Genomic DNA, 24,850 nt, shown 5'->3' with positions numbered 1-24,850 from the left:
CTTGTCGGCGCATGCTACTTGTACAAGGAGGTGACACAAAATGGCTAACAACAACTCAAGCAATCAGCTAGTAGTACCTCAAGCACAACAAGCACTAGATCAAATGAAATATGAAATCGCACAAGAATTCGGTGTACAGCTTGGCGGAAACGAAACTTCTCGTGCCAACGGATCTGTTGGAGGAGAAATCACTAAACGTCTTGTACGCACAGCACAAGAGCAATTAAGCAGATAATTTAATAAGTATGGCATAAAGGGGCAGCGTTCGCTGCTCCTTTTCTGTGTAAAAATAAAGTGAATTGCTTATCCTATGCTGTGAGAGGGGCTGGAGAATATGTGGATAGCCATATTTGCGGTTTGTTTGCTGCTATTGATCACAGTGGCTCTGGCAGCTAAAGTGACGATACATATTCGTTATGATAAGAATCATTGGCATATTCAAATTCTGGTTTTCGGTATACGTGTGCATAAGCGCCAAATTAAACAGCAATCATCTATTGAACACACATCCACCGACGATATGAAGCAGCAGCTGAGCAATTTCATTACTGATCTGCAAAGAATTTGGAAGACCTTTCCCTATTTGCGGCAGATTACGAAAAGTGCAGAGCTGCAGCAATTTCGCTGGCATACGACGATCGGAATGTCTGATGCAGCTGCTACAGGTACAATTGTTGGTTTGGTGTGGGCTTTAAAAGGAATAGCCAATCAGATAATCCGATCGAATTTTCAAACCAAACAGCCTTTCGACATCCAAGTACAGCCAATTTTTCAAGCTTCCTTTTTTGATACGAGCTTTCAATGCATAGTGTCTATTCGTACCGGGAAAGCTATGCAGGCTATTATATCCAATGCCAGAGGAAGATAGGAGGAGCAATATGGCAGATCATCCGATTCAAGGCTTAATGAAAACCGCAATGGAAAACCTGAAAGAAATGATCGATGTCAATACGATTGTCGGCGATCCGGTGGAAACACCGGATGGAAGCATCATCTTGACTGTATCTCGTGTTGGTTTTGGTTTTGCAGCAGGAGGAAGCGAGTTTGACGCTGCTTCCGAAGGTAAGAGTGATCAGAAGGAATTGCCTTTTGGTGGGGGAAGCGGCGGCGGTGTGTCCATCACCCCGATAGCCTTTCTCATCGTAGGTCATAAAGGTGTCAAGATGATTCATCTGGATGAACAGACACATTTATATGAAAAGCTGATTGAAGCAGCACCGGCAGCAGTGGAGAAAATCCAAGAAATGCTCAAGCAAAATCCGAAGCAGAAAAAGCAGCAAAAATCGCAACGATTCGATGACGAGACGATATATTGACTAAAAGGCCGCCTGTTGGTGGTTTTTTTAGTTTATAATCCGGCATTATTCCGCTATAATTTAAAGATACTGAGCTTGTAACGGGAAAGCGAAAAGAGAGAAGGTTATACTTGAAACAGAAGATAAATCTGCGGACGCAGATGACTGCACTGGTATTCATAGTCGTAATTCTGGCTGTGACGACGACATTCGTCATGATTGGAATTGAGACGAGTAATAATATCAAATCCCAGGAACGGGATCGTGTGCTGCAAACTGCTAAGCTGATAGCGGTGGATCCAGTCGTCGTAAAAGCAGCAGATGAGCAAGATTCTGAGACACTGCAGAAGTTTACTACGCAGGCCATGGGAATTACAGATGCAGATTTTGTCGTAGTGATGAATATGGATAGCATTCGGCTGAGTCACCCGGATCCGGATGAGATCGGAAAACGATTTGCCGGCGGAGATGAAACTCCGGCTATACAAGGGAAAGAATTTGTCTCGAAAGCAAAAGGGACGCTTGGCCTAAGTTTGCGGGCATTTGCCCCAATTTACAATGAACAAGGACAGCAAGTCGGAGTTGTTGCTGTCGGAATAACGATGAATGAGCTGAATGAGATCATTCGTAACAACCGTTTGCCATTATATTTGGCTACGATACTTAGTTTAGTTATTGGTCTGATCGGAGCTGTCCTGCTGGCGCGGAAAATAAAGCAGATCATGCATGGGATGGAACCTGACGAGATTGCTGCTCTGTTGAGTGAGCGGATTGCAATGCTGGAATCGATAAAAGACGGGATGTTGGCTGTCGATACGAATGGAAAAATTCAAATGGTCAACAAGGAAGGAAAAAGATTGCTGGAAGAGATGGGGATCAAAGGAGAGCTGAAGAATCGTCACGTCGATGATGTGCTCCCAGTTACGAAGCTTCATCAAGTCATAGCATGGAATAAACCGTTGATTGGCCGACAGGTCGAGCATAATGGATTGACGCTGGTGATGAATGAAATCCCTATTCAAATCAAAGGAAAAACCGAAGGGGCAATTGCGACATTTCTCGACCGTACTGAATATAACCATTTAAACGAGAAGCTGACCGATACAATGCTGTACGCGGATGCTTTAAGAGCGCAGACACATGATTTCATGAACAAGCTGCATGTAATTCTTGGTTTATTGGAATTGGAAGATTACGATCAGCTGGAGCGCTATGTGAAAAACGTTGCTGGTAAAGAGAGATCTGCTACGATTGCCATGATTCACCATCTTAAGAATCCTATCCTGGCTGGTTTTCTGCTTGGGAAGAAAAGCTATATGGCGGAAAATGGTGTCCAGCTGGAAGTGGATTGCAGAGATACAATACCGAATACATCTGAAAAGATGAATCAGATGCTCATTACCATTCTAGGTAATTTAATGAACAATGCAGTGGATGCTGTCGATCAGCAGCCAGAGAAGCGCGTCCAGCTTTCCATGAAGTACAGCGATGGACAGCTCTTCTTAGAGCTGACAGACACAGGAAAAGGTATCAGTGAAGAGCAGCAGGAGAAAATATTCACACAAGGCTATTCCACAAAAGGAAACGACCGCGGCTTTGGCCTATATCAAGTGGAAGACTATGTGCAGAAGCTGGGCGGCTATCTTGTCCTGACAAGCGAGCCAGGCGAAGGAACCACTTTCAGCGTCCAGCTGCCGTATGATACACAGGAGGATGTAACAAATGATTAAAGTACTGATCGTGGAAGACGATCCGATGGTTAGTGAATTGAACAAACGCTATGTCAAACAAATGAGTGGATTTGCAGCAGTCGGAGCGGCTCAGAATTATAAAGAAGCCCTTGATTTCATTCAGCAGAATGAAGTCGACCTTCTTCTTTTGGATGTATATATGAAAGGTAAGAACGGAATAGAGTTGCTTAAAGAGATTCGTAAACGCGACCAGAAAGTGGATGCTATCATCATCTCTGCAGCAAGCGAGAAACCGATGATTCGCGAAGCGCTGCAATATGGAGCTGTCGATTACTTAATTAAGCCTTTCGAATTCGACCGCTTCCAGAATGCTTTAAGCGGCTATCGAAAACGTCAGCTTATCTTCAGCAACAAAGAAGAGATGACGCAGCAGGAATTAGACAGCCAGCTTCTGCAGCTGCCTGAACAGGAGCAAATGATGCAGCTGCCGAAAGGTCTGACAAGAAGTACCCTTAAGGTCGTTTGGAACAGTATCCTGACTTTCCGTTATAATTTCTTCACAACGGAGGATATCGCAAAGGAAACGGAAATGTCGCAAGTATCCGTACGGAAATATTTGAAGTTCCTGGAGGATGTGCAGCTGCTCGAAGTGGAAATGCATTACGGCAGCATTGGACGACCAGTCTTTAAATATCGTGTTAACGCAAATACCTCCCATCATATCAGTCAATATATCTGACAAAAAAAGAAGCCTTTTTATAGGCTTCTTTTTAATTTGGAATTGTGATGATAACCTTACCGTATGCGTGGTGCTGATCGAGATAAGTGAAGGCCTCTTTACATTCTTGGAATGGATATACTCGATCCACTAAGGGACGGACTTTATCTTCTTCTATTAGATTTGTCAGCTCTGCCAAGCCCTCTGTATTATGTTTTTTTAAGAAGTTACCCAGCTTTTTACTGCTTGCCAACGTGAAGATAGGGCCAAGCAGCATCGCTTCGAACATTTGGGCAACAGATCCGCCAACCATTACGTACACGCCATTCTTGTTAAGTAATTTCTTATAGGTAGCAAGCGGCTGATAGCCATTTATCGCCACAATTGCGTCAAAGGAGCGGTAATACTTGGTTAAATCGGTTTTTTCATAATCCAATATATAATCAGCGCCTAATAGCTTCATATTCTCCTTATGCTTCTTACTGCAAACGGCAGTGACGGTTGCTCCAAAAGCTTTGGCAATTTGGACGGCAAAAGTTCCGACACCTCCTGATGAACCATAAATCATGATGCGATGCCCTGGCTGTAATCGCACTGCATCCCGTAAAGCTTGTAATGCGGTCAAGGAAGCAAGAGGAACAGCAGCTGCTTGAAGATGGGAAAGGTTGGCCGGTTTCAAGGCCAGTGCCTCTTCTGGAACAGAAGCATATTCAGCCAGCGTGCCGAATCCATAATTGGACAAATCAGCATATACTTCATCGCCTGGTTTAAAGCGTTTTACTTGTTTGCCGACAGCTTTCACGACACCTGAAATATCGCTGCCAGGTATTATATGCTTCGGTTTCAATAACCCATAAGCAAAACGAGCGAGAAAGGGTTTGCCCTTCAGCAGTACTAAATTAGCTTGGTTGAGTGAGACGGCATGTACTTTAATCAGCAGTTCATCGTCTTTAGGCACTGGATCTGGGACTTCTTCAGCTTTGAGTACAGTAGGAGAACCATAACGCCGTGTCGTTATCGCCTTCATTATCAGCAACACCTTTCCGAGTGTTAATTACGCTATTGTATTCCAGCATTGCAGCTTACATGCCAGAAGAAACTGGTTAGAAAAGGTATGTATCCGCCATGTCTCAACTAGGAATGCTAAGGAAACTTGCATGTCGTTTTTTTAATTACAAAAGTTATATTATATTTAGTTTAGTTAAAAAATAACACAGTTAATTTTGGTTAAATTAGAATAGTCGTATCTACTTAGGGGGTGCATTACTATGGAAATGAAATCGCATACAAGCGATCCACAATCCAACAACCAAAAGCCATCAGGCTTTAACAAAATTATGGAATGGAAAGTCGGTGTTATGCCGCTTCCGGTGTATATCGTATTAGCAATCATCGTTCTTATTGCAGCATACACCAACCAATTGCCTACTGACATGATCGGCGGCTTCGCAGTCATCATGGTGCTAGGTGTGCTGCTAGGAGATATCGGTCAGCGCATACCTTACTTCAACAGCATCGGAGGACCAGCAATTTTATCCTTGTTCGTCCCATCCATGCTTGTATTCTTTGGCACATTGAGCTCTACAACTTTGGAAGCAGTCGATCAGCTGATGACATCAGACGGATCCAACTTCCTTTACTTCTACATCGCGTGTTTGGTTGTAGGTAGTATTCTTGGTATGAACCGGACAGTCCTTATCCAAGGCTTCATCCGTATGTTCATTCCATTGGTAACTGGTACGATTGCGGCAGTAACAGTAGGTACTTTAGTTGGTATGCTATTCGGTTACAGCGCACATCATACATTCTTCTACATTGTAGTTCCGATCATCGCAGGCGGTATTGGTGAGGGTATCCTGCCATTGTCTGCAGGTTATGCGGGTGTTCTCGGAGGAGATGCTTCAACTTATATCTCTCAGTTGGTTCCAGCTGCAATTATTGGTAACGTTTGTGCCATCATCATCGCTGGACTAATGAAGAAACTCGGTGAAAAACGCCCAGAGCTTGCAGGACATGATAAACTAGTTCGCTCCAACAAGGGCGATAAAGTATTGGAAGCTGCAAAAGAAAGCTCAACTAAAGCAATCGATTTCAGTTTGATGGGAGCGGGTCTCCTTGTTGCAATGAGTTTGTTCGTTCTTGGACGAGTTGTCGAGCATTGGATTCATGTAGTGGCTGGCTTCACACTTTCCGGCGCAATCATTATGATCATTGCTGCAACAATCATCAAGTCTGGTAACTTGTTGCCTGCAAAGCTTCAAACTGGTGCCCAGCAATTGTACAAATTCGTATCTACTGCGTTTACATGGCCTTTAATGGTTGGTTTGGGTATTGTCTTCATTCCGCTTGAAGATGTAGCAAGTGTCTTCACAATCGGATTTGCAGTAACATGTGCATCCGTTGTTATCGCAATGGCTGCTACTGGTTACTTTGTAGGTAAATTGATGAATATGTATCCTGTTGAAGCTTGTATCGTTACAGCTTGCCACAGCGGTCTTGGCGGTACTGGGGACGTTGCGATCCTTTCTGCTTCCGGCCGTATGGCGTTGATGCCGTTCGCACAGATCTCCACTCGTCTTGGTGGTGCTGCTACGGTTATCGGTGCAACAGCATTGATGCATTTCTTCGGCTAAAAAGCAAAGCTCAGCTTCGGCTGGGCTTTTTGCTTGCAGCAGAGCCTGTTCTCGCTTCTGTCCGCTGCTTTTGATACAATAAGGCAGATGCAGAGAAATGGAGGAAAAGATACGTGGAACAACAGAATGTCGAAAAGGTTTACCAAGCACTTGACCAAATGGCCGAGGCATTGGAAACACGTGAAAACATACCTTATCTTGATGCACTTGGTGCAGCAATGGAATATATATTGGATCGCGATACAGAAATTACAGAACAGCCATTATTAAAACAGCAGCTGGAGAAGCACGCGGCTGTTTTCGATGGTCAAAGCTATAAAAAAGAGGAGATCCGTAAAGGTATCCAGCTGTCTATCCTGAAAGGTATGAAAGGTGCAACCCAGCAGCAGCACATGCTGACACCGGATACTGTTGCGATGCTGATCGGTTACTTGACGAATAAACTTGTTGGGGAAAATGAAGATTTTCGTATATTCGATCCAGCTGTAGGTACAGGTAATCTGCTTACGGCAGTTTTGAATCAAGTAGAGGGGGAAGGGCAAGCTTACGGCAGTGATGTGGATCCGACATTGATTCAGCTTGCTGTCATGAATGCCAATATGCAGCAAAGGCAAATTGAATTTTTCCATCAGGACAGCCTGCGGCCATTCCTTCTCGAGCCAGTTGATTTGGTTGTGAGTGATTTGCCAGTCGGTTATTACCCTGATGATATTCAAGCGGCACAATTTGAACTAAAAGCGGAAGAGGGGCATTCTTACTCCCACCATCTGTTCATTGAACAGAGCCTTCATTATACAAGGGAAGGCGGTTATCTGCTATTTGTTGTGCCGAACTTCTTGTTTGAAAGTGATCAAGCTCGTTCGCTGCATACATTCCTGCAGCAGCATGCACATATCGTCGGATTACTTCAATTTCCTGAGAGCATGTTCAAAAATGAATCCCAAGCGAAAAGTGTTTTGATTCTGCAGAAAAAGGGGACGCTAACTAAAGCGCCGAAGCAAGCATTGCTCGTACAGCTTCCGTCCTTCAAGAATCCAAATGCGATGGCAAATGTCCTGAAACAGATCAACGATTGGTTCGATAATGAGCTATCTGGTTTAAAAAACTAAAAAAATTAATGAAAACTAAAACAAGTCCTCGACATATCTTGCAATGAGCTTGTCGAGACAGGTAAAATAGGGAAGTACGTAAAAGTTTACAAGGGGCTGAACATGTTGAGTAATATTTTAGCAATCAACGCTGGTAGTTCTTCACTAAAATTCCAGCTAATCCACATGCCTGAGGAAGATGTAAAGGCAGTGGGTCTCGTAGAACGTATCGGACTGAATGATTCCATCTTCACTATCAAATTCAATGGTGAAAAAGATGAAACAACTAAAGATATTGAAAATCATGAAGAAGCAGTAAAAATGTTGCTTGAAAAGCTGACTTCCACTGGCGTCATTTCTTCCTTGGATGAAATCGACGGCGTTGGCCACCGTGTTGTACACGGCGGAGAGAAATTCAGTGACTCTGTTCTTATCACAGACCAAGTGATGGAAGAGATTGCAGAAGTATCTGAGCTAGCACCATTACACAACCCAGCAAACTTAACAGGAATCCGTGCATTCAAGGAAATTCTGCCGAACATTCCGGCTGTTGCTGTTTTCGATACAGCTTTCCATCAAACAATGCCGCCTGAGTCTTATCTATACAGTCTTCCATATGACTATTATGAAAAATACGGCATCCGTAAATATGGTTTCCACGGAACAAGCCATAAATACGTATCTCAGCGTGCTGCTGAATTGATGGACCGACCAGTTGAACAGCTTCGCTTGATCTCTTGCCACCTTGGTAACGGGGCAAGTATTGCTGCTATTGAAGGCGGGAAATCAGTTGATACATCCATGGGCTTCACACCACTAGCTGGTGTAACGATGGGTACACGCTCTGGTAATATCGACCCTGCACTTATTCCGTTCATCATGCGTAAAACAGGCAAAACAGCTGATGAAGTATTGCATGTATTGAACAAAGAGAGCGGAATGCTTGCGCTATCTGGTTTCTCCAGTGACTTGCGTGACATTGAAAGCAAATCTGAAGCAGGCGATGAGCGTGCAGAGCTTGCACTTGATGTCTTTGCAGAAAGAATCCACAAATACCTTGGTTCTTATGCTGCGCGTATGAGCGGAGTAGACGCAATCATCTTCACTGCTGGTGTTGGTGAAAATAGTACGACTGTTCGTGAACGTGTTCTTAAAGGACTGGAATTCATGGGTGTCTATTATGATCCATCCTTGAATAATGTACGCGGGAAAGAACAATTCCTAACTTATCCGCACTCTCCAGTGAAGGTAATTGTTATCCCAACAAACGAAGAAGTTATGATTGCAAGAGACACAGTTCGCCTTTCTGAAACTGTAACAAAATAATTTAGCAGAAAAGCTAGTCCCAGACCTAATGGGACTAGCTTTTTTTGCGTTTTAATAAGCGGAAACAATGGTATACTTGGGACGAAAGGAAAGTCTTGTTACATATGAAATGGAGGCAAGCAGAATGAAGATTGGCGTACCGAAGGAAATAAAGAATAACGAAAACCGAGTTGCTATGGCACCTTCTGGCGTGACACTGTTGCATGAAGCAGGGCATGACGTGTTCATCGAGACAGGAGCAGGGCTCGGATCAGGCTTTACAGATGAACAATATGAGCAAGCTGGTGCTGTTATTGTCCCGACTGCGGCGGATGTCTGGAGTAAAGAAATGGTTATGAAAGTCAAGGAGCCGCTTCCGGAAGAATACGATTATTTCTATGAAGGTCTCATTCTTTTCACATATCTGCACCTCGCAGCAGAAGGGTCGTTGACGAATGCTTTAATCGAGAAGAAAGTCGTCGCTATCGCTTATGAAACAGTTCAGCTGGAGGATCGCTCCCTGCCGCTTCTTACACCGATGAGTGAAGTCGCTGGCCGCATGGCATCACAAATCGGTGCGCAATTCCTGGAAAAGCCGTATGGCGGCAGCGGTATCTTAATGTCCGGTATACCAGGAGTGAAGAGAGGTAAAGTCACGATTATAGGCGGCGGTGTTGTTGGAACCAATGCAGCAAAAATCGCTGTCGGTCTTGGTGCAGATGTCACGATTGTCGATTTGAGTCCGCAGCGTCTGCGTGAGCTTGACGATTTGTTCGGCAGCTCAATCAATACGGTTGTTTCCAATCCGCTTAATATCGCGGAGGCAGTAAAAGAATCGGATTTAGTTATTGGAGCTGTTCTCATACCGGGTGCCAAAGCGCCGAAGCTGGTGACTGAAGAGATGATTGCCAGTATGAAGCCAGGATCTGTTGTCGTCGATGTCGCAATTGATCAGGGAGGTATTTTTGCGACATCTGATAAAATTACGACACATGATAACCCGACGTACACCAAGCATGATGTGCTGCATTACGCAGTTGCCAATATGCCGGGTGCAGTTCCGCGTACCTCAACAATCGGGCTGACAAATGTAACCGTTCCTTATGCATTACAGCTTGCGAATAAAGGATATCAGCAAGCTTGTCTGAACAATCCATCGCTAGCAAAAGGAATCAACACATTGGATGGTTTTGTGACGTATCAGGCAGTAGCGGAAGCCCATGATCTAACGTTTGAAGCAGCTGACAAACTGCTGCAGAGATAAAAAAAAGAGCATCTGCCCTAAAGCAGATGCTCTTTTTTTAGTCGATAATTTGAAGATCGCGTGGATAAGCTGTAAGCACATCCGGACCGTTCTTTGTAAGGAAAATATCATCCTCGATACGTACGCCGCCGACACCAGGTAAATAAATACCAGGCTCGATGGTGTAGCACATGCCTTCCTGTAATGCTTGTGTATTGTTACTGGACAATGATGGAAATTCATGTACCCCGATTCCCAATCCGTGTCCGACACGGTGCGTAAAATACTCACCATAGCCAGCCTGTTCGATATGGCCGCGGGCAGCTCTATCAATTTCTGAGATGGCAGTTCCTACACGTGATGCTGCTGTCGCTTTTTCGAGCGCGATTCGCACAGTATCATGGATATGCTGCTGATCAGCTGTTACCTGCTTATAAGCAACAGTCCGGGTAATATCTGAGCAGTAGCCTTCGAAGATGACGCCTAAATCGAATAAAACGAGATCTCCTGGTGCAATCTGTTTGCCGTCCGGAGTTCCGTGCGGAGAGGCGGTCTTCGCACCGGACAAAACGGTTGTCGCAAATGACATGCTCGTTACTCCTTCTTGCTTCAATGCGTATTCAAGCTCCGCTGTAATCTGCAATTCACTCTTTCCGGCTGCGATTGCCTCGATGCCTTTCTTGACGCCGAAATCAGCAAGTACCGCTGCTTGTTTCAACAATGTGTATTCTTTTTTGTCTTTGATGTTGCGTTGATTCTGCAGGAGTTCCGTTGCATTCGTAAATGCCGTATCTGGCAGAATATGCTGCAGCATCTCTAATCGCATTACGGACATATGATCCTTTTCAATTCCCATGAAAGCTGGAATACGACCTCGTTCTTTCAAGTAATCCTTGAACAGCTGCCAGACATCCTCATGGTCGTGGTATGTAAGCATTTCTTCTTTCCAGCCGGCTTGTAGGGCGTCTTCTTTTTCCATTGCCGGAAGGATTAGCAGTGGTGCATCCTTTTGATCTGCAAAAACAGCGACGAGTCGTTCATGCGGATCTGTATAATAATTGCTCACATAATACACGTTCTCCATGGAGGTGATGAACACGCTGTCTGCCTGGTCACCTTTTAGCTGGTTTAATAATGTATCGATTCTGTGTTGCATGGTAAAACCTCCTTTCCCTAAGTATAGCAAAAAACGTATTGCGTTTCTTCCGTATATAACTGTGGTAAACTAAATGCGAAAAAATGAAAAGGGGTTGTAAACGTGAAAATCTCATTCCACGGACAAGCTGTAGTACAGATTATTACCGAAAAGCATACGATATTAATCGACCCGTTCATCACTGGAAATGCTACATGTGATTTGAATGCAGACGATGTGCAGCCAGATGTGATTCTGCTGACACACGGCCACAATGACCATGTCGGAGATACAATCTCGATAGCTAAAAGAACCGGTGCGCTAGTGGTAGCGCCGAACGAATTGGCAGTCTACTTGGAAGGCAAAGGATTGAACACACATCCAATGGGTATCGGCGGTGCACATGAATTTGAATTTGGACGTGTAAAGCTGACTCAGGCATTTCACAGCAGTGCTATTACAGATGAAGATGGCACCCACTACATGGGAATGCCTACAGGGATTCTGTTCACTGCTGAAGGAAAGACAATCTATCACGCCGGTGATACAGGATTGTTCTCGGATATGAAACTTATCGGAGATACGAACTCCATTGACGTTGCTTTGCTACCTATTGGAGATAATTTCACGATGGGTCCGGAGGATGCGCTGATTGCCGCTGAGTGGGTAAAGGCCAAACAAGTCGTTCCGATTCATTACAATACATTCCCATTGATTGAACAGGATGGCGCGGCATTTGCTGAAAAAGTGAAACCTGGTCAAGGTGTCCACCTTGAGCCTGGTCAATCCATTACAATCTAAAGAAAACAGCATCCTGTGATAGGGTGCTGTTTTTATCTGTTATAGTGATTGGAATGATTTTAGAATGTTATTTTCTAAGAAAAAGAGCAATTTCTCTTCTTAAATTGAAACCTTCACCTAAAAACTGTACAATAACAATAGATAAAAAAAGACTAGTACAGATAAGGACACGGTGAACGAATGTCGACAAAACACGATCAGATTATTAAATATATTGAGAACCTTCCGGTTGGCGGGAAAATATCCGTACGTGCAATTGCCAAGGAATTAAATGTAAGTGAAGGAACGGCTTACCGTGCTATCAAAGAGGCGGAGAATAAAGGGCTGGTCAGTACAATCGAGCGTGTCGGTACTGTGAGGATCGAAACAAAGATCAAAGATAATTTCGATCGCTTATCTTTTGCGGAAATTATTGGGATCGTGGATGGTCAAGTGCTTGGAGGCAGGGATGGCTTGCATAAAACGCTTAATAAATTCGTTATCGGTGCGATGGAACTTGATGCTATGATGCGCTATACCCAAAAGGATGCTCTTCTCATCGTCGGTAACCGTATTGAAGCGCATGAACTGGCCATCAAGGAAGGGGCGGCTGTGCTCATCACCGGTGGATTTGACACGGATGACCGTATTAAGCGGTTGGCAGATGAGAAGGAGCTTCCTGTCATCTCGACGAGCTATGATACATTTACGGTTGCAGAACTGATTAACCGAGCGATTTATGATCAGATGATCAAGAAAGAGATTATAGTAGTAGAGGATATTTACACACCATTGCAGCATACATATCATTTGCAGGAAACGGATACGCTTGAAAGATGGTATACGTTCAATGCGGAAACGACTCATACACGTTATCCAGTAACTAATGCTGCCCAAAAGGTAACAGGAATGGTCACCTCAAAGGATATCATCAATAAAGACAGACAGCTGTCAGTTGTAAAGGCAATGACAAAGAATCCGCTTACCGTTCAGAAGCATACGACCCTCGCATATGCTGCTCATATGATGGTTTGGGAAGGTATTGAGATTATTCCGGTTGTCGATCAGCAGCATAAACTGCAGGGTTTGATTTCCAGGCAGGATGTTTTAAAAGCGCTTCAGCAAATCCAACTGCAGCCGCAAATCGGTGAAACAATTGAGGATTTGGTAACGAGAGAGATAGATTTGCTGGAAGATGAGGCGCCAGACATCGTATTCCAAGGGAAAGTAACTCCGCAGATGACAAATCAGCTTGGCAGTCTTTCTACCGGGGTTCTGACAACGTTTGTCACGGAAGCAAGCCGACGTTTTGTCCGGAAGATGAAGAAGGGGGATATGGTAGTCGATAATATATCCGTCTATTTCCTGCGTCCCATTCAGCTGGACAGCACGATCCTCATCAAGCCGCGAATACTGGAAGTTGGTCGGAAGCTGGCGAAAATGGATGTGGAAGTGTATAGTAACAAGAAAACATTAGTTGCAAAAGCACTGCTTATGGCACAGTTATTGGATCGCTGAGGCAGATACATAGAGGGGGATATGATGCACGATAGAATCCTGGAAAGAATTAAAGAATATGAAACAATCATCATTCAGCGCCATGTCCGGCCGGATCCGGATGCGTATGGCTCACAGGTCGGATTGAGTGAAATCATAAGGGCATCATTTCCAAATAAACAGGTATGGGTTGTAGGTGATGCTGATCCATCACTGACATTCCTGGCAGAGATGGATACGATAGCTGACAGCGTATTTGAGCAAGCGCTTGTCATCATTTGCGATGCTGCTAATCAGCCGCGTATTTCTGACCAGCGGTATAAGCTAGCCAAAGAAATCATCAAGATAGATCATCATCCGGAAGTGGATCGATATGGAGATATTCAGTGGGTTGTTCCTACAGCCAGTTCAACAAGTGAAATGATTTACGAATTGTATACAGCGCATCCAGAGCTTCAGCTGACGACTCGGGGCGCAATGTTATTATATGCTGGTATTGTCGGTGACACGGGACGTTTCCTATTCCCCTCAACAAGCGAGAAGACATTCCACTATGCTGGTGAATTGATTAAGCATCCCTTTGACCGGACGGTGCTTTATGAAAAACTGTATGCTTCGAGGCTTGATGTCGCCAGACTTCAGGGATATATCCTCCAGCAACTGGAATTGCATGAAACCGGTGTTTGTGCAATCCGTATTACAAAGGATATTCTTGCATCCTACGGAGTGACTTCTTTGGAAACAAGTCAGCTTGTCGGCACAATTGCCAGTATAGAAGGCGTCAAAGCATGGCTGTTTTTCGTTGAAGAAGAAGAACAGATTCGAGTGCGGATCCGGTCGAAAGGGCCTGTGATCAATGGGTTGGCCGGGAAATACAATGGCGGCGGTCATGCGTTTGCTTCTGGTGCTACGGTGTACAGCTGGGATGAAGCTGCCAGACTCGAGCGGGATTTGCAAGATATTTGCCGTCAGTTTGAATCAAACTAAATGTCTGTCTCCACTGTCACTGTCAAGTAGAGGATCTCGGAAATGATCAGCTGCTTGACAGCGACTTTATAACGAAATCCATCCAGTTCATAAACCTTATTTTCAATCGCACCTAGCAATAGAGGGGTGCTTTGGACAGCTCCATTAACACTGCGGCCGATCATATGGCGTGCTTCTTCCTTAATCGCTTCCTTTAGTTCATGCTCAATTAATTTGTCCAGCTCCAGGCTGTCATCTGGTTCAATAGCAACCGTGATTTCATCAATAAGAAGACCTTCCTGCTGCAGTTCATTCATTTCTTCATTGTTGTCCTTCAATACTTCGATATCCCGTTCCAAGTCGTGTATCGTACCTTCCATTTCTACTTTTTCCTTCACCCAGTCTTCAAATAATGTGCCATACATGAACAGATAGACAAAATAGGAAATGATTCCCCCAAGGAAAAATCCGACCAAAAAGCGCTGCCACCCAGTCTGCTTATAAATCGGCGGTATGTGCATTAGGAGACATCCTCCTGGATGAACCAGCCGATGATCAAGAGTGCGGTTTTTACTCCTCCCATCGCAGCGATGATGATAAGAATTTGTTTGATGACATCAAAAGTCGCCCCTTGATAGATACCTTTTTCGAAATTAGTAATAGCATCGAATGTTCCGCCGATTGCCGCAATGATAGCCCAGATCCGAATACCGCTGGAAATACGCTTGATGGCGGTGAGTGGTGGTTCTCCAGTAGCAAAAGCACCAATACTGCCGATGAAACAGCCCCCGATCATAACGCCGAGTGCAATGAAATAACAATGCATCATTGAAATGATAACTCGTTCTTCCATGCTGAAACTCCTTTTCAAAGTCTTTTTCTACCCTATGGCAGCTCAGGACAAGTTATGTTAGTCATTTCAATGTCTGCAAGATTTCGTATATAATGGAGAGAGTGTAAAAAAGGACGGTAATGATGTATGGAGTTCTCGCATCTGCAAATCAGAAGCAGTTATAGCTTCTATCAGAGTACAATTAAAATTCCTCAATTAGTGAAGAAAGCCAAGGAAGCAGGTTTTGAAGCTTTGGCCCTGACGGATGACGTGGTAATGTACGGAGTTGTGCCGTTTTATCAGGCTTGTTTAGAGGCAGGCATAAAACCGATTATCGGAATCCATGTTCCAGTCGAGGCAGAAGGGCAAGTGATGAAAGTTCTCTTGCTTGCAGAAAATGATACTGGATATCAGCAGCTAGTAGAATTAAGTACATACTTGCAAACGAATGAAACAAATCATTTGCCAATTGCATTATTGGAAGCATATGCGAATGGAGTCATTGCAATAATTCCAACGCACACATTGATACAGCTTCAGATCGATCCATGGCGATCCATATTTGGTGAACGGCTGTATGCTGGTATCAGTCCGGAAGAAGTGCGTTACCTGGATGACCAGACCTTGACCAATTGGCAGCAGCAATACAATCTTCGATACGCGGCAACTGGAGACGTGCGCTATGTGCAGGAAGATGATATCGATGCATATCATTGTCTGCTTGCAATTGAAGAAGGAGCAACCTGGGAGCCACTAGTGCATGATGTACAACCGACGCATCATTTGCGTACAGGAGCAGAAATGGAACGGCTTTCCGATAGTGTATTATGGCGTGAAGCGCTGGCTGAGGCCGGCTCCATCGCTGAGCGATGTACGATTCAGCTGCAGCTTGGCGGTCGCCATTTGCCTGCATACCCAGTTCCTCAAGAAGAACAAGCTGATACATATTTGAGTCAACTATGCAGTATTCGGCTTCAGGAGCTATATGGGGATAGGAAGGATGCAAGAGATCGGCTGACATATGAGCTAAACGTAATAAAGGAAATGGGCTTTAGTGATTATTTCCTTATCGTTTGGGATTTCGTCCGATATGCAAAGGAACACGGCATCCGTGTCGGTCCTGGCCGCGGATCAGCCGCTGGTTCGCTCGTTGCCTATGTACTGGGCATTACAGCGGTGGATCCATTAGCTTATGGTCTTTTATTCGAACGTTTCCTCAATCCGGAACGAATCTCGATGCCGGATATTGATATTGACTTCTCTGACTACCGCAGGGATGAGGTCATCCGCTATGTACGGGATAAATATGGCGCAGACCATGTAGCACAAATCATAACATTCGGTACCTTTGCAGCCCGCTCCCTTTTGAGAGAGCTCATTAAAACGATGGAGATACCGCAGGCAGATGCTGCTTACTTGCTTAAGATGATTCCGAATAACGCAGCATCATTGTCTGCTGGTTTAAAGGCTTCGGAAGAACTTACTGCCTATGTAAAAGAATCCGAGCAGCTGAAGCGGTTATTCCGAATCGGCGTCAAGCTCGAGGGATTGCCGCGGCATGCATCGACGCATGCCGCTGGTGTCGTCATCAGTGCCGATCCGCTCGTGAAAACAGTCCCACTCGCTTCAGGGCATGACGAGGTAGCATTGACACAATTTTCTATGAAGGAGCTGGAGCAGCTTGGTCTGTTGAAAATGGATTTCCTTGGATTGCGAAACCTGACTCTGATGGATCATGTTCTGAACAGCTTGCCGAAACAACCAGATATAGAATCGGTTCCGCTGGATGACGAAATGACTTTCCGTTTATTCCGGGAAGGACGCACGAATGGTGTGTTCCAATTTGAATCAAGCGGTATGAAGCAAGTGCTGCGTCAGCTGAAGCCGTCATCATTTGAAGATATTGTCGCTGTCAATGCGTTGTACCGACCAGGTCCGATGAGTTATATCCCCGTCTTTGTCCGTCGTAAACACGGGGAAGAAGCTGTCAGCTATCCGCATGAAAGGCTTGCGCCGATTCTGGAGAAGACATATGGTGTTCTTGTATACCAGGAACAAATCATGCAAATAGCAGCCTCCATGGCTGGCTATAAGCTAGGGGAAGCGGATTTACTGCGCAGAGCAGTTAGTAAAAAAGATGCTGAGGTACTGGAAAAAGAAGAAAGCCGCTTTCTTTCAGGCTGTATAGAAAATGGATACACTACCGATACTGCCAAGGAAGTATTTTCCTGGATCGTGAAGTTCGCCAACTACGGATTCAACCGCAGTCATGCAGTCGCATACAGCTACCTGGCCTATCAGCTGGCTTACTTAAAAGCGCATTTTCCTGCTAACTTTTTTGCTGAATTGATGAGTGGCGCAGCGAATCAGCCAGATAAGATTCGGCAGTATATCCGTGAAGCATCTGACAGCGGAATCAAGGTCTTAGCTCCTTCCATCAATAAAAGCTTTGGCAAGTATACAGTGGAAAACAGAAATATTAGAATGGGCTTGCTGACAATCAAAGGTATCGGTGCCCAAGTGGTACGCCAGATTATTGATGCCAGGAAAGATGGACCATTCAAGCATCTTTTCGATTTCTGCATTCGAGTGTCCATCAGTAAGTCTGCACTGGAGCAGCTCATATTAGCCGGGGCTTTCGATACTATGCATAATAACAGAGCTGCAGTATTAGCCACGATTGATAAAGCAATTGAGCAGGCAGAATTGTTCAGAGAATTATACGATCAGCCATCGCTGCTTGGAGAAGTCGAATTTGAGGCCACCTATGAGAAGCAGGAGCCTTTTTCATCAATGACCACTCTAAAGCATGAAAAAGAAGTGCTTGGTTTGTATATTTCCAGTCATCCGCTCGCAAGCTATCGGGGTGATCTCCGCAGCAGCGGTTATATCGCAGTTCAGCAGCTCGAAGCACTACCGGCTAAAAAGCAGGTACGATTGGCCGCTGTTGTGCTCCAGCAGCGGACGATCCGGACAAAAAAAGGACAGCCTATGGCATTCCTGACACTTGGGGATGAGACTGGTGAGGTCGAAGCCGTCGTATTTCCTGATTTGCATCGGCAAATCGGTCGTTTTCTGGAAGAGGAGAAACTGCTCGATCTAGTAGGGAAGATCGAGGAAAGAAATGGGGAAAGACAGCTTATCCTGCAAGATGGCCAGCTCTTCCAGGAAGACAAGCTCGAGCCTGGTAAGGAACGGCTATTCATCCGCTACGATACTATCGCTGAAGAAGAAGTTCTCGATATTGTCCGCGATTGTGCCGCGCAATATCCCGGAAATGTACCTGTCATCGTTGTACACAAGGATACTCGGAAAAGCTATCAGCTGTCTGGTTCGTATCACCTCGAGCTAAGCCAGAAAAGCCTGGGTATCTTAAGGAAACATTTCGGAAAAGAAAACGTTGCCGTGTCAGGGCAGTGATGATCTGATTAACTTTCTTTACACCATGGTGGGATATGCCTATAATGTATAGTCGTCTGTACCGATCAAGTTATAAATTACACAAAGGATGATAAAATATGTCCAATTTAAGAGAAGATGCTCTGAAAATACACCGAGAAAATAAAGGGAAACTGACGATGAAGTCGAAGATTCCTGTCCGTAATGCAACGGATTTGAGCCTTGCTTATTCCCCGGGTGTAGCTGAGCCTTGTAAAGAAATCCACAAAAACAAGGATGACGTGTACGAATACACAATGAAAGGCAACATGGTTGCAGTTGTCAGTGACGGCTCTGCCGTGCTTGGCCTTGGAAACATCGGTCCAGAAGCATCGCTTCCGGTAATGGAAGGAAAATCTGTCCTATTCCAAAGCTTCGCAGGAGTTGACAGCTTCCCAATCGTGCTTGACACAAATGACGTGGACGAAATCGTTCGGACTGTGAAATTGATGGCACCAACATTCGGCGGCGTGAACCTAGAGGACATCTCCGCTCCTCGCTGCTTCGAAATCGAAGAGCGCTTGAAAGCGGAAACGGACATTCCAGTATTCCATGATGATCAGCATGGTACTGCAATCGTAACGGTTGCTGGGTTGCTGAACGCATTGAAATTGGTTGGCAAAAGCTTCGATAACATCAAAGTGGTAGCTAACGGTGCTGGCGCTGCAGGTATCGCAATCATCGAATTGCTGCACAGCCTTGGTGTGAACAACGTTATCATGTGTGACTCCAAAGGTATGATTTACGAAGGCCGTCCAGAAGGCATGAACAAAATGAAAGACCGCGTAGCGAAAATCACGAACCGTGACCGTCAGGAAGGTAGCCTATCTGATGCGATCAAGGATGCGGACGTGTTCATCGGTGTATCTTTGGCAAACCTATTGTCAAAAGACGACGTACGCACTATGGCGAAGGATCCTATCATCTTCGCAATGGCTAATCCTGATCCGGAAATCCTGCCAGCTGATGCAAAAGAAGCAGGCGCTCGCGTTATCGGTACTGGCCGCTCTGACTTCCCGAATCAGGTGAATAACGTACTTGCCTTCCCTGGTATCTTCCGTGGTGCGCTGGATGTTCGCGCAACTGGCATCAACGAGGAAATGAAGATTGCAGCTGCTAAAGCGATTGCTGAGCTAATCGACGAAAGTGATCTAAATGAAGATTACGTTATCCCAGCTCCATTCGATCCGCGCGTTGCACCAGCTGTTGCGAAAGCAGTAGCAAAAGCAGCGATGGATACTGGCGTCAACCGCATTACAGTTGATCCAGAAGAAGTAGCTGAGAAGACGCGTCAGCTTACACTCATCGACGAAGACTGACATGCAACCTGCACAGGCAGACGTTTCCATTGTTGGAAAATGTCTGTCTAGCGCGGGTTTTGTGTATTTACATAGATGAATTTAACGCGCACTCACATGGAAATGATGGTACAATAAATAGTTAGATGCGTTTGTTCAAAAGGAGGAATTACCTTGCTTAAAGATTTTTTTAGCAAGAAGAAACATGCTTCTAAGCCGAGTGAAGAGGCGAAGCAGGATATTCCTGAAGGACTCATGCTCAAATGCTCGGATTGTGGAAAGATCTACTACCGGGAAGAGATGAGAAAGCAATTGAATGTGTGTCCGAACTGCGGCCACCATCATCAATTGCCTTCTGACGAGCGAATTAACAACTTGTTCGACGAAGGTTCATTTATGGAATATGATACAGACTTAAAAACAGGCAATCCGCTTGGATTCCCAAGCTATACGCAGAAGTTGGAGAAAGACCAGCTGAAGACAGGCTTAAAGGAAGCAGTCGTAACTGGTGAAGGTACGATAAACGGTTTCCGTACAGCCTTTGCTGTCATGGACTCCCGCTTCCGAATGGCAAGCATGGGTTCTGTAGCCGGGGAAAAGATTGCTCGTGCAATTGAAAATGCACGTAAAGCGAACATTCCGTTCATCATTTTCACAGCATCTGGCGGCGCCAGAATGCAGGAGGGCGCTTTAAGCCTCATGCAGATGGCCAAGACATCTGCTGCTGTCCAGCGTTTCCGTGATGCTGGCGGACTGATGATTTCTGTCATGACGAATCCTACATATGGAGGAGTTTCTGCAAGTTTTGCGTCGCTCGGGGATTATAACTTTGCCGAGCCAGGAGCACTAATCGGCTTTGCGGGAAGACGCGTTGTAGAAGAAACAATTCGTGAGAAGCTTCCAGAGGACTTCCAGACCGCGGAATTCCTATTGGCACATGGGCAGCTGGACGATGTTATCAATCGCCATGATATGAAAAAATACCTGACCACGATCCTCGATATTCATCAAGCAGGAGGAAACGTATCATGAAACAAGTATTGGAATTCGAGAAGCCAGTCATCGCTCTGCGTGAAAAGATTGCAGAGCTGAAGACATTCACGAAGGAGAGCGACTTAGATTTAACGGAAGAAATCGTTAAGCTGGAGACGCGGCTTGAAAAGCTGGAAAATGATATTTATACGAACCTGAAGCCTTGGGATCGTGTGCAAATGGCACGACATGCTGAGCGTCCAACGACACTTGATTATGTGGAGCAGCTTTTCACTGATTTCCTGGAGTTCCATGGAGATCGTTACTATGGAGATGATGCTGCAATAGTTGCAGGTATCGCCAAGTACAAAGGTCGCCCAGTAACAATCGTAGGTCATCAGCGCGGTAAAACGACGAAAGAAAACATCCGCCGTAATTTCGGAATGCCGCATCCGGAAGGTTTCCGGAAAGCAGCCCGTCATATGCAGCAGGCTGCTAAATTTGGCCGTCCGATCATTTGCTTCATCGATACAAAGGGTGCATTCCCGGGTCGAGCAGCAGAAGAACGCGGACAAAGTGAAGCAATTGCCCGTAACCTAATGGAAATGTCCGGCTTTGAAGTACCGATTATATGCATCGTTATCGGAGAAGGCGGCAGCGGCGGCGCATTGGCTCTTGGTGTGGGTGATCGTCTGCTTATGCTGGAGAATTCTACGTTCTCTGTTATTTCACCAGAAGGTGCAGCTTCCATCCTGTGGAAAGACGGCGGGAAAGCGAAGGAAGCAGCAGAAAAACTCAAGATTACAGCACCTGACTTGAAAGAAATCGGTGTTATCGATGACATTATTCCGGAAATCCGCGGCGGTGCACATCGGGATCTCTCGGCGCAAGCAGAGCTTGTGGATCAGGCAATTACCGAGCATCTTTCTCAATTGGAAAAATTGGACAAGCAAGTATTACTGGAACAAAGATGGGAAAAATATAGTAATATTGGTTCGTTTGCTGAATAAGCACTCGTACAACTGACTTCATCTTCCGCTTCTGTAAACGATTTACATAGGCTTTTTTGCGGAATTCTTTCTCTTACTTTTTTTAATAAGAAAATTATATGTTTTTATTTGATAATAAGCTGGATAAGGATTATCTTTGAGAGGGTATAAAAGTTCTATAATCGAAATTGCTTAGAGGTGAGCGCATGAAAAAGATAGGTGTTCTAACAAGCGGAGGAGATTCTCCAGGCATGAACGCGGCAATCCGTTCTGTAGTAAGAAAGGCTATTTATCATGATTTGGAAGTGTATGGTATATATAACGGCTATCAAGGTTTGATTGATGGAAATATCAAACAACTGGATCTTGGATCAGTCGGCGATATCATTCAGCGCGGCGGTACGGTGCTCCATACGGCACGCTGTGAAGCATTCAAGACAGATGAAGGACAGAATAAAGGTATCGAGCAGCTGAAGCGTTTTGGCATCGAGGGACTTGTTGTCATTGGCGGTGACGGTTCATTCCGTGGAGCAGAGAAGCTGACGCAAAAAGGTTACCCATGCATTGGTGTACCAGGAACGATCGATAACGATATTCCAGGTACAGACTTTACCATCGGTTTTGATACAGCACTAAACACAGTTATCGAAGCAATTGATAAAGTGCGCGATACTGCTACGAGCCACGAGCGCACGTACGTAGTCGAGGTAATGGGGCGCCATGCAGGCGATATTGCCCTATGGGCAGGTCTTGCTGATGGAGCTGAAAGTATTCTCATTCCAGAACAGCCAACAGACTTCAATGACGTAATCGAGCGTCTGAAGCGCGGTCAGGAACGCGGAAAGAAACATAGTATCATCATCGTTGCAGAAGGAGTCGGCAGTGGTTTTGAGTTCGGCAAACGCATCGAGGAAGCAACGAATATGGATACTCGAGTAACTATTTTGGGCCATGTGCAAAGGGGCGGATCGCCTACAGCGAATGATCGCGTGCTTGCAAGCCGTTTAGGTGCGCACGCTGTTGATCTTCTGCTTGAAGGCAAATCCGGACGCATGGTAGGAATTCAAAATAATAAACTTGTAGATCATGACATTCTGGAAATTTTGGACCAGAGACACGAAATCGATCTGGATATGTATAAGCTATCCCAGGAATTATCGATTTAATAGATGTTGCACTACTGAAGGAGGATTCTCATAATGAGAAAAACAAAAATCGTATGTACAATTGGACCAGCTTCTGAGTCCGTAGAAACACTAGTTCAGCTAATCGAAGAAGGCATGAATGTTGCACGCCTTAACTTCTCTCACGGAGATTTCGAGGAGCATGGCGCCCGTATCAAGAATATCCGCGAAGCATCAAAACGCACTGGCAAAACAGTAGCTATCCTTTTGGATACAAAAGGACCTGAAATTCGTACTGGCGTTCTGCAAGGCGGCGAAGCGAACATCGAAAAAGGCGACGAAATCTTTGTCAGCATGACTGAGCTGGAAGGTACTAAAGAGAGATTCTCCGTAACGTATCCGGGCTTGATCAATGATGTTCATGTCGGCTCGAAGTTTCTATTGGATGACGGCTTGATCGAATTGGAAGTACTGGACATCGATAAAGCGAATAATGAAATCAAAACAAAAGCATTGAACTCCGGATTGCTTAAAAACAAAAAAGGTGTCAATGTGCCAGGTGTCAGCGTGAATCTTCCAGGTATTACAGACAAAGATGCAAGCGACATCCAGTTCGGTATCGAACAAGGCATTGATTTCATCGCTGCTTCCTTCGTAAGACGCCCATCTGATGTATTGGAGATCCGCGAATTGCTTGAGAAGCATGAAGCTGGTCATATCCAAATCATCCCGAAAATCGAAAACCAGGAAGGCTTTGACAACCTGGATTCCATTTTGCAGGTGAGTGACGGCCTAATGGTTGCACGTGGTGACCTTGGCGTTGAAATCCCGGCAGAAGATGTACCATTGGCACAAAAAGAGATGATCAAGCAATGTAACATCGCTGGTAAACCAGTTATCACTGCAACACAGATGCTGGACAGCATGCAGCGCAATCCGCGTCCGACACGTGCAGAAGCATCTGACGTTGCGAATGCGATTTTTGATGGCACAGATGCAATCATGCTTTCTGGTGAAACAGCTGCTGGTAACTACCCTGTCGAGGCTGTTCGCACGATGAACAATATCGCTCGCAAAGCAGAGACTGCACTTGACCATAAAGCGATTCTCGATGATCGTTCCAAAGCAAGTGATATGACAATTACAGATGCAATCAGCCAATCTGTTGGTCATACTGCCATCAACTTGAGTGTCAGCGCAATCGTTACAGCTACTTCAAGCGGTTATACTGCTAAGATGATATCCAAGTATCGTCCAAAAGCTCCTATCGTAGCAGTTACATTCGATGAAGCGACAAACCGCAGACTAGCCCTTGTATGGGGTGTACAAGCAGTTACAGGTGAACGTGTAGAATCCACAGATGATATGCTTGATCTTGCAGTGGATACAGGATTATCTACTGACTTGTTCAAGCGTGGAGACCGTATCATCATCGCTGCAGGTGTACCTGTGGGAGAAACTGGTACAACCAACCTGATGAAAGTACATGTTATCGGTGATATCCTTGCAAAAGGTCAAGGAATCGGAAAAGGCAGTGTCTACGGCAAAGCTATCGTTGCAAAGGATGCAGAAGAAGCGCAGCGTCTTCTTCAGCCAGGAGATATTCTCGTAACGTACGGAACAGATAAAGACATGATGCCAGCCATTGAGAAAGCTGGCGGTCTTATTGTAGAAGAAGGCGGTTTGACATCCCACGCAGCGGTTGTCGGCTTGAGCCTAGGTATCCCGGTCGTTGTTGGTGTAGCGGAAGCAACAACAAAAATCTCCAATGGCGCACTTGTAACAGTTGATGCAGCCAAAGGTGATATTTACGACGGTCATGCAAGTGTTCTTTAAGATATAAGTG

The 24,850-nt window shown here is 45.2% G+C and carries 22 protein-coding genes; 18 read left to right on the top strand and 4 right to left on the bottom strand.

The features are described from left to right. Nucleotides 1-40: 40 nt before the first annotated feature. From ABXS78_RS11850 to ABXS78_RS11830, 5 genes are all read left to right on the top strand, one after another. The gene (locus ABXS78_RS11850; protein ID WP_095217236.1) at nucleotides 41-235 is read left to right on the top strand and encodes an alpha/beta-type small acid-soluble spore protein; all 195 of its coding nucleotides are present in this window, start codon (nucleotides 41-43) and stop codon (nucleotides 233-235) included. Between the two features lie 99 nt (nucleotides 236-334). After that, nucleotides 335-868: a DUF2953 domain-containing protein gene (locus ABXS78_RS11845; RefSeq protein WP_366247395.1), complete on the top strand. Its 534-nt coding sequence runs from the start codon at nucleotides 335-337 to the stop codon at nucleotides 866-868. Between the two features lie 10 nt (nucleotides 869-878). After that, nucleotides 879-1,316, top strand: a complete 438-nt coding sequence (gene ytfJ / locus ABXS78_RS11840; RefSeq protein ID WP_095224598.1) for a GerW family sporulation protein — start codon at nucleotides 879-881, stop codon at nucleotides 1,314-1,316. 110 nt (nucleotides 1,317-1,426) lie between these two features. Beyond that, entirely contained in the window at nucleotides 1,427-3,025 is a 1,599-nt protein-coding gene (dcuS, locus tag ABXS78_RS11835) for a DcuS/MalK family sensor histidine kinase (RefSeq protein WP_366247394.1), read from the top strand. Further along, nucleotides 3,018-3,725: a response regulator gene (locus ABXS78_RS11830; protein WP_366247393.1), complete on the top strand. Its 708-nt coding sequence runs from the start codon at nucleotides 3,018-3,020 to the stop codon at nucleotides 3,723-3,725. Before dcuS ends, ABXS78_RS11830 begins: the two co-directional genes overlap by 8 nt. 31 nt (nucleotides 3,726-3,756) lie before the next feature. Here the strand turns inward: ABXS78_RS11830 and ABXS78_RS11825 are convergent, their stop codons facing one another. Then, the gene (locus tag ABXS78_RS11825; protein ID WP_366247392.1) at nucleotides 3,757-4,731 is read right to left on the bottom strand and encodes an NAD(P)-dependent alcohol dehydrogenase; all 975 of its coding nucleotides are present in this window, start codon (nucleotides 4,729-4,731) and stop codon (nucleotides 3,757-3,759) included. A gap of 241 nt (nucleotides 4,732-4,972) precedes the next feature. Between ABXS78_RS11825 and ABXS78_RS11820 the strand changes: the two genes are divergently transcribed. The 4 genes from ABXS78_RS11820 (at nucleotide 4,973) to ald (ending at nucleotide 9,994) form a co-directional block, all read left to right on the top strand. Further along, complete coding sequence (locus ABXS78_RS11820; RefSeq protein ID WP_366247391.1) at nucleotides 4,973-6,337, top strand: 2-hydroxycarboxylate transporter family protein; 1,365 nt, start codon at nucleotides 4,973-4,975, stop codon at nucleotides 6,335-6,337. Nucleotides 6,338-6,450: 113 nt separating this feature from the next. Beyond that, entirely contained in the window at nucleotides 6,451-7,446 is a 996-nt protein-coding gene (locus ABXS78_RS11815; protein WP_366247390.1) for a class I SAM-dependent methyltransferase, read from the top strand. 105 nt (nucleotides 7,447-7,551) lie between these two features. Then, entirely contained in the window at nucleotides 7,552-8,751 is a 1,200-nt protein-coding gene (locus tag ABXS78_RS11810) for an acetate kinase (RefSeq protein ID WP_095224614.1), read from the top strand. A 124-nt stretch (nucleotides 8,752-8,875) separates the two neighbouring features. After that, on the top strand, nucleotides 8,876-9,994 hold the full coding sequence (gene ald, locus ABXS78_RS11805) for an alanine dehydrogenase (protein WP_366247389.1): 1,119 nt from the start codon (nucleotides 8,876-8,878) through the stop codon (nucleotides 9,992-9,994). A gap of 37 nt (nucleotides 9,995-10,031) precedes the next feature. On the opposite strand, the gene ABXS78_RS11800 is transcribed toward ald, so the two are convergent. Further along, the gene (locus ABXS78_RS11800; protein WP_366247388.1) at nucleotides 10,032-11,129 is read right to left on the bottom strand and encodes a Xaa-Pro peptidase family protein; all 1,098 of its coding nucleotides are present in this window, start codon (nucleotides 11,127-11,129) and stop codon (nucleotides 10,032-10,034) included. Nucleotides 11,130-11,231: 102 nt separating this feature from the next. On the opposite strand from ABXS78_RS11800, the gene ABXS78_RS11795 reads away from it, so the two are divergent. The 3 genes from ABXS78_RS11795 to ABXS78_RS11785 all read left to right on the top strand — a co-directional run bounded on the left by ABXS78_RS11795 (nucleotide 11,232) and on the right by ABXS78_RS11785 (nucleotide 14,372). Then, entirely contained in the window at nucleotides 11,232-11,909 is a 678-nt protein-coding gene (locus ABXS78_RS11795) for a metal-dependent hydrolase (RefSeq protein ID WP_366247387.1), read from the top strand. Nucleotides 11,910-12,089: 180 nt separating this feature from the next. Beyond that, complete coding sequence (locus ABXS78_RS11790) at nucleotides 12,090-13,406, top strand: DRTGG domain-containing protein (RefSeq protein WP_366247386.1); 1,317 nt, start codon at nucleotides 12,090-12,092, stop codon at nucleotides 13,404-13,406. A gap of 24 nt (nucleotides 13,407-13,430) precedes the next feature. Then, the gene (locus tag ABXS78_RS11785; protein WP_366249930.1) at nucleotides 13,431-14,372 is read left to right on the top strand and encodes a bifunctional oligoribonuclease/PAP phosphatase NrnA; all 942 of its coding nucleotides are present in this window, start codon (nucleotides 13,431-13,433) and stop codon (nucleotides 14,370-14,372) included. Here ABXS78_RS11785 and ytrI read toward each other — a convergent pair. After that, nucleotides 14,369-14,872, bottom strand: a complete 504-nt coding sequence (ytrI, locus tag ABXS78_RS11780) for a sporulation membrane protein YtrI (protein WP_366247385.1) — start codon at nucleotides 14,870-14,872, stop codon at nucleotides 14,369-14,371. The genes ABXS78_RS11785 and ytrI overlap by 4 nt on opposite strands. Further along, on the bottom strand, nucleotides 14,872-15,204 hold the full coding sequence (locus tag ABXS78_RS11775) for a YtrH family sporulation protein (RefSeq protein WP_038562204.1): 333 nt from the start codon (nucleotides 15,202-15,204) through the stop codon (nucleotides 14,872-14,874). Before ABXS78_RS11775 ends, ytrI begins: the two co-directional genes overlap by 1 nt. A 126-nt stretch (nucleotides 15,205-15,330) precedes the next feature. On the opposite strand from ABXS78_RS11775, the gene dnaE reads away from it, so the two are divergent. From dnaE to pyk, 6 genes are all read left to right on the top strand, one after another. Then, a complete protein-coding gene (dnaE, locus tag ABXS78_RS11770) occupies nucleotides 15,331-18,603 on the top strand; it encodes a DNA polymerase III subunit alpha (protein ID WP_366247384.1) in 3,273 nt (1,090 codons plus the stop codon). 98 nt (nucleotides 18,604-18,701) lie between these two features. Further along, nucleotides 18,702-19,940 (top strand): malic enzyme-like NAD(P)-binding protein, encoded by a 1,239-nt coding sequence (locus tag ABXS78_RS11765; RefSeq protein WP_366247383.1) that lies wholly within the window; start codon nucleotides 18,702-18,704, stop codon nucleotides 19,938-19,940. Between the two features lie 153 nt (nucleotides 19,941-20,093). After that, nucleotides 20,094-20,951 (top strand): acetyl-CoA carboxylase, carboxyltransferase subunit beta, encoded by an 858-nt coding sequence (gene accD / locus ABXS78_RS11760; RefSeq protein ID WP_095222156.1) that lies wholly within the window; start codon nucleotides 20,094-20,096, stop codon nucleotides 20,949-20,951. Then, complete coding sequence (gene accA / locus ABXS78_RS11755; protein WP_366247382.1) at nucleotides 20,948-21,901, top strand: acetyl-CoA carboxylase carboxyl transferase subunit alpha; 954 nt, start codon at nucleotides 20,948-20,950, stop codon at nucleotides 21,899-21,901. Before accD ends, accA begins: the two co-directional genes overlap by 4 nt. A gap of 185 nt (nucleotides 21,902-22,086) precedes the next feature. After that, on the top strand, nucleotides 22,087-23,046 hold the full coding sequence (gene pfkA / locus ABXS78_RS11750; protein WP_095222160.1) for a 6-phosphofructokinase: 960 nt from the start codon (nucleotides 22,087-22,089) through the stop codon (nucleotides 23,044-23,046). A 33-nt stretch (nucleotides 23,047-23,079) separates the two neighbouring features. Continuing rightward, complete coding sequence (gene pyk, locus ABXS78_RS11745; RefSeq protein WP_366247381.1) at nucleotides 23,080-24,840, top strand: pyruvate kinase; 1,761 nt, start codon at nucleotides 23,080-23,082, stop codon at nucleotides 24,838-24,840. The last annotated feature ends 10 nt before the right edge of the window (nucleotides 24,841-24,850 follow it).

The organism is Terribacillus aidingensis (genome assembly GCF_040703035.1).
Classification (GTDB): Bacteria; Bacillota; Bacilli; order Bacillales; family Amphibacillaceae; genus Terribacillus.
The sequence above is the reverse complement of the archived record's forward strand: the minus strand, read 5'-3'. Positions and strand labels throughout refer to the sequence as shown.

Excerpts from the sequence above, each read along its gene's own strand:
- ABXS78_RS11800 (WP_366247388.1), bottom strand. The coding sequence starts at position 11,129 with ATGCAACACAGAATCGATACATTATTAAACCAGCTAAAAGGTGACCAG.
- ABXS78_RS11785 (WP_366249930.1), top strand. The coding sequence starts at position 13,431 with ATGCACGATAGAATCCTGGAAAGAATTAAAGAATATGAAACAATCATC.
- ABXS78_RS11820 (WP_366247391.1), top strand. The coding sequence starts at position 4,973 with ATGGAAATGAAATCGCATACAAGCGATCCACAATCCAACAACCAAAAG.
- accA (WP_366247382.1), top strand. The coding sequence starts at position 20,948 with ATGAAACAAGTATTGGAATTCGAGAAGCCAGTCATCGCTCTGCGTGAA.
- ald (WP_366247389.1), top strand. The coding sequence starts at position 8,876 with ATGAAGATTGGCGTACCGAAGGAAATAAAGAATAACGAAAACCGAGTT.
- ytrI (WP_366247385.1), bottom strand. The coding sequence starts at position 14,872 with ATGCACATACCGCCGATTTATAAGCAGACTGGGTGGCAGCGCTTTTTG.
- ABXS78_RS11850 (WP_095217236.1), top strand. The coding sequence starts at position 41 with ATGGCTAACAACAACTCAAGCAATCAGCTAGTAGTACCTCAAGCACAA.
- pfkA (WP_095222160.1), top strand. The coding sequence starts at position 22,087 with ATGAAAAAGATAGGTGTTCTAACAAGCGGAGGAGATTCTCCAGGCATG.
- ABXS78_RS11790 (WP_366247386.1), top strand. The coding sequence starts at position 12,090 with ATGTCGACAAAACACGATCAGATTATTAAATATATTGAGAACCTTCCG.
- ABXS78_RS11765 (WP_366247383.1), top strand. The coding sequence starts at position 18,702 with ATGTCCAATTTAAGAGAAGATGCTCTGAAAATACACCGAGAAAATAAA.
- ABXS78_RS11825 (WP_366247392.1), bottom strand. The coding sequence starts at position 4,731 with ATGAAGGCGATAACGACACGGCGTTATGGTTCTCCTACTGTACTCAAA.
- ABXS78_RS11830 (WP_366247393.1), top strand. The coding sequence starts at position 3,018 with ATGATTAAAGTACTGATCGTGGAAGACGATCCGATGGTTAGTGAATTG.
- ytfJ (WP_095224598.1), top strand. The coding sequence starts at position 879 with ATGGCAGATCATCCGATTCAAGGCTTAATGAAAACCGCAATGGAAAAC.
- dnaE (WP_366247384.1), top strand. The coding sequence starts at position 15,331 with ATGGAGTTCTCGCATCTGCAAATCAGAAGCAGTTATAGCTTCTATCAG.
- ABXS78_RS11775 (WP_038562204.1), bottom strand. The coding sequence starts at position 15,204 with ATGGAAGAACGAGTTATCATTTCAATGATGCATTGTTATTTCATTGCA.
- ABXS78_RS11845 (WP_366247395.1), top strand. The coding sequence starts at position 335 with ATGTGGATAGCCATATTTGCGGTTTGTTTGCTGCTATTGATCACAGTG.
- pyk (WP_366247381.1), top strand. The coding sequence starts at position 23,080 with ATGAGAAAAACAAAAATCGTATGTACAATTGGACCAGCTTCTGAGTCC.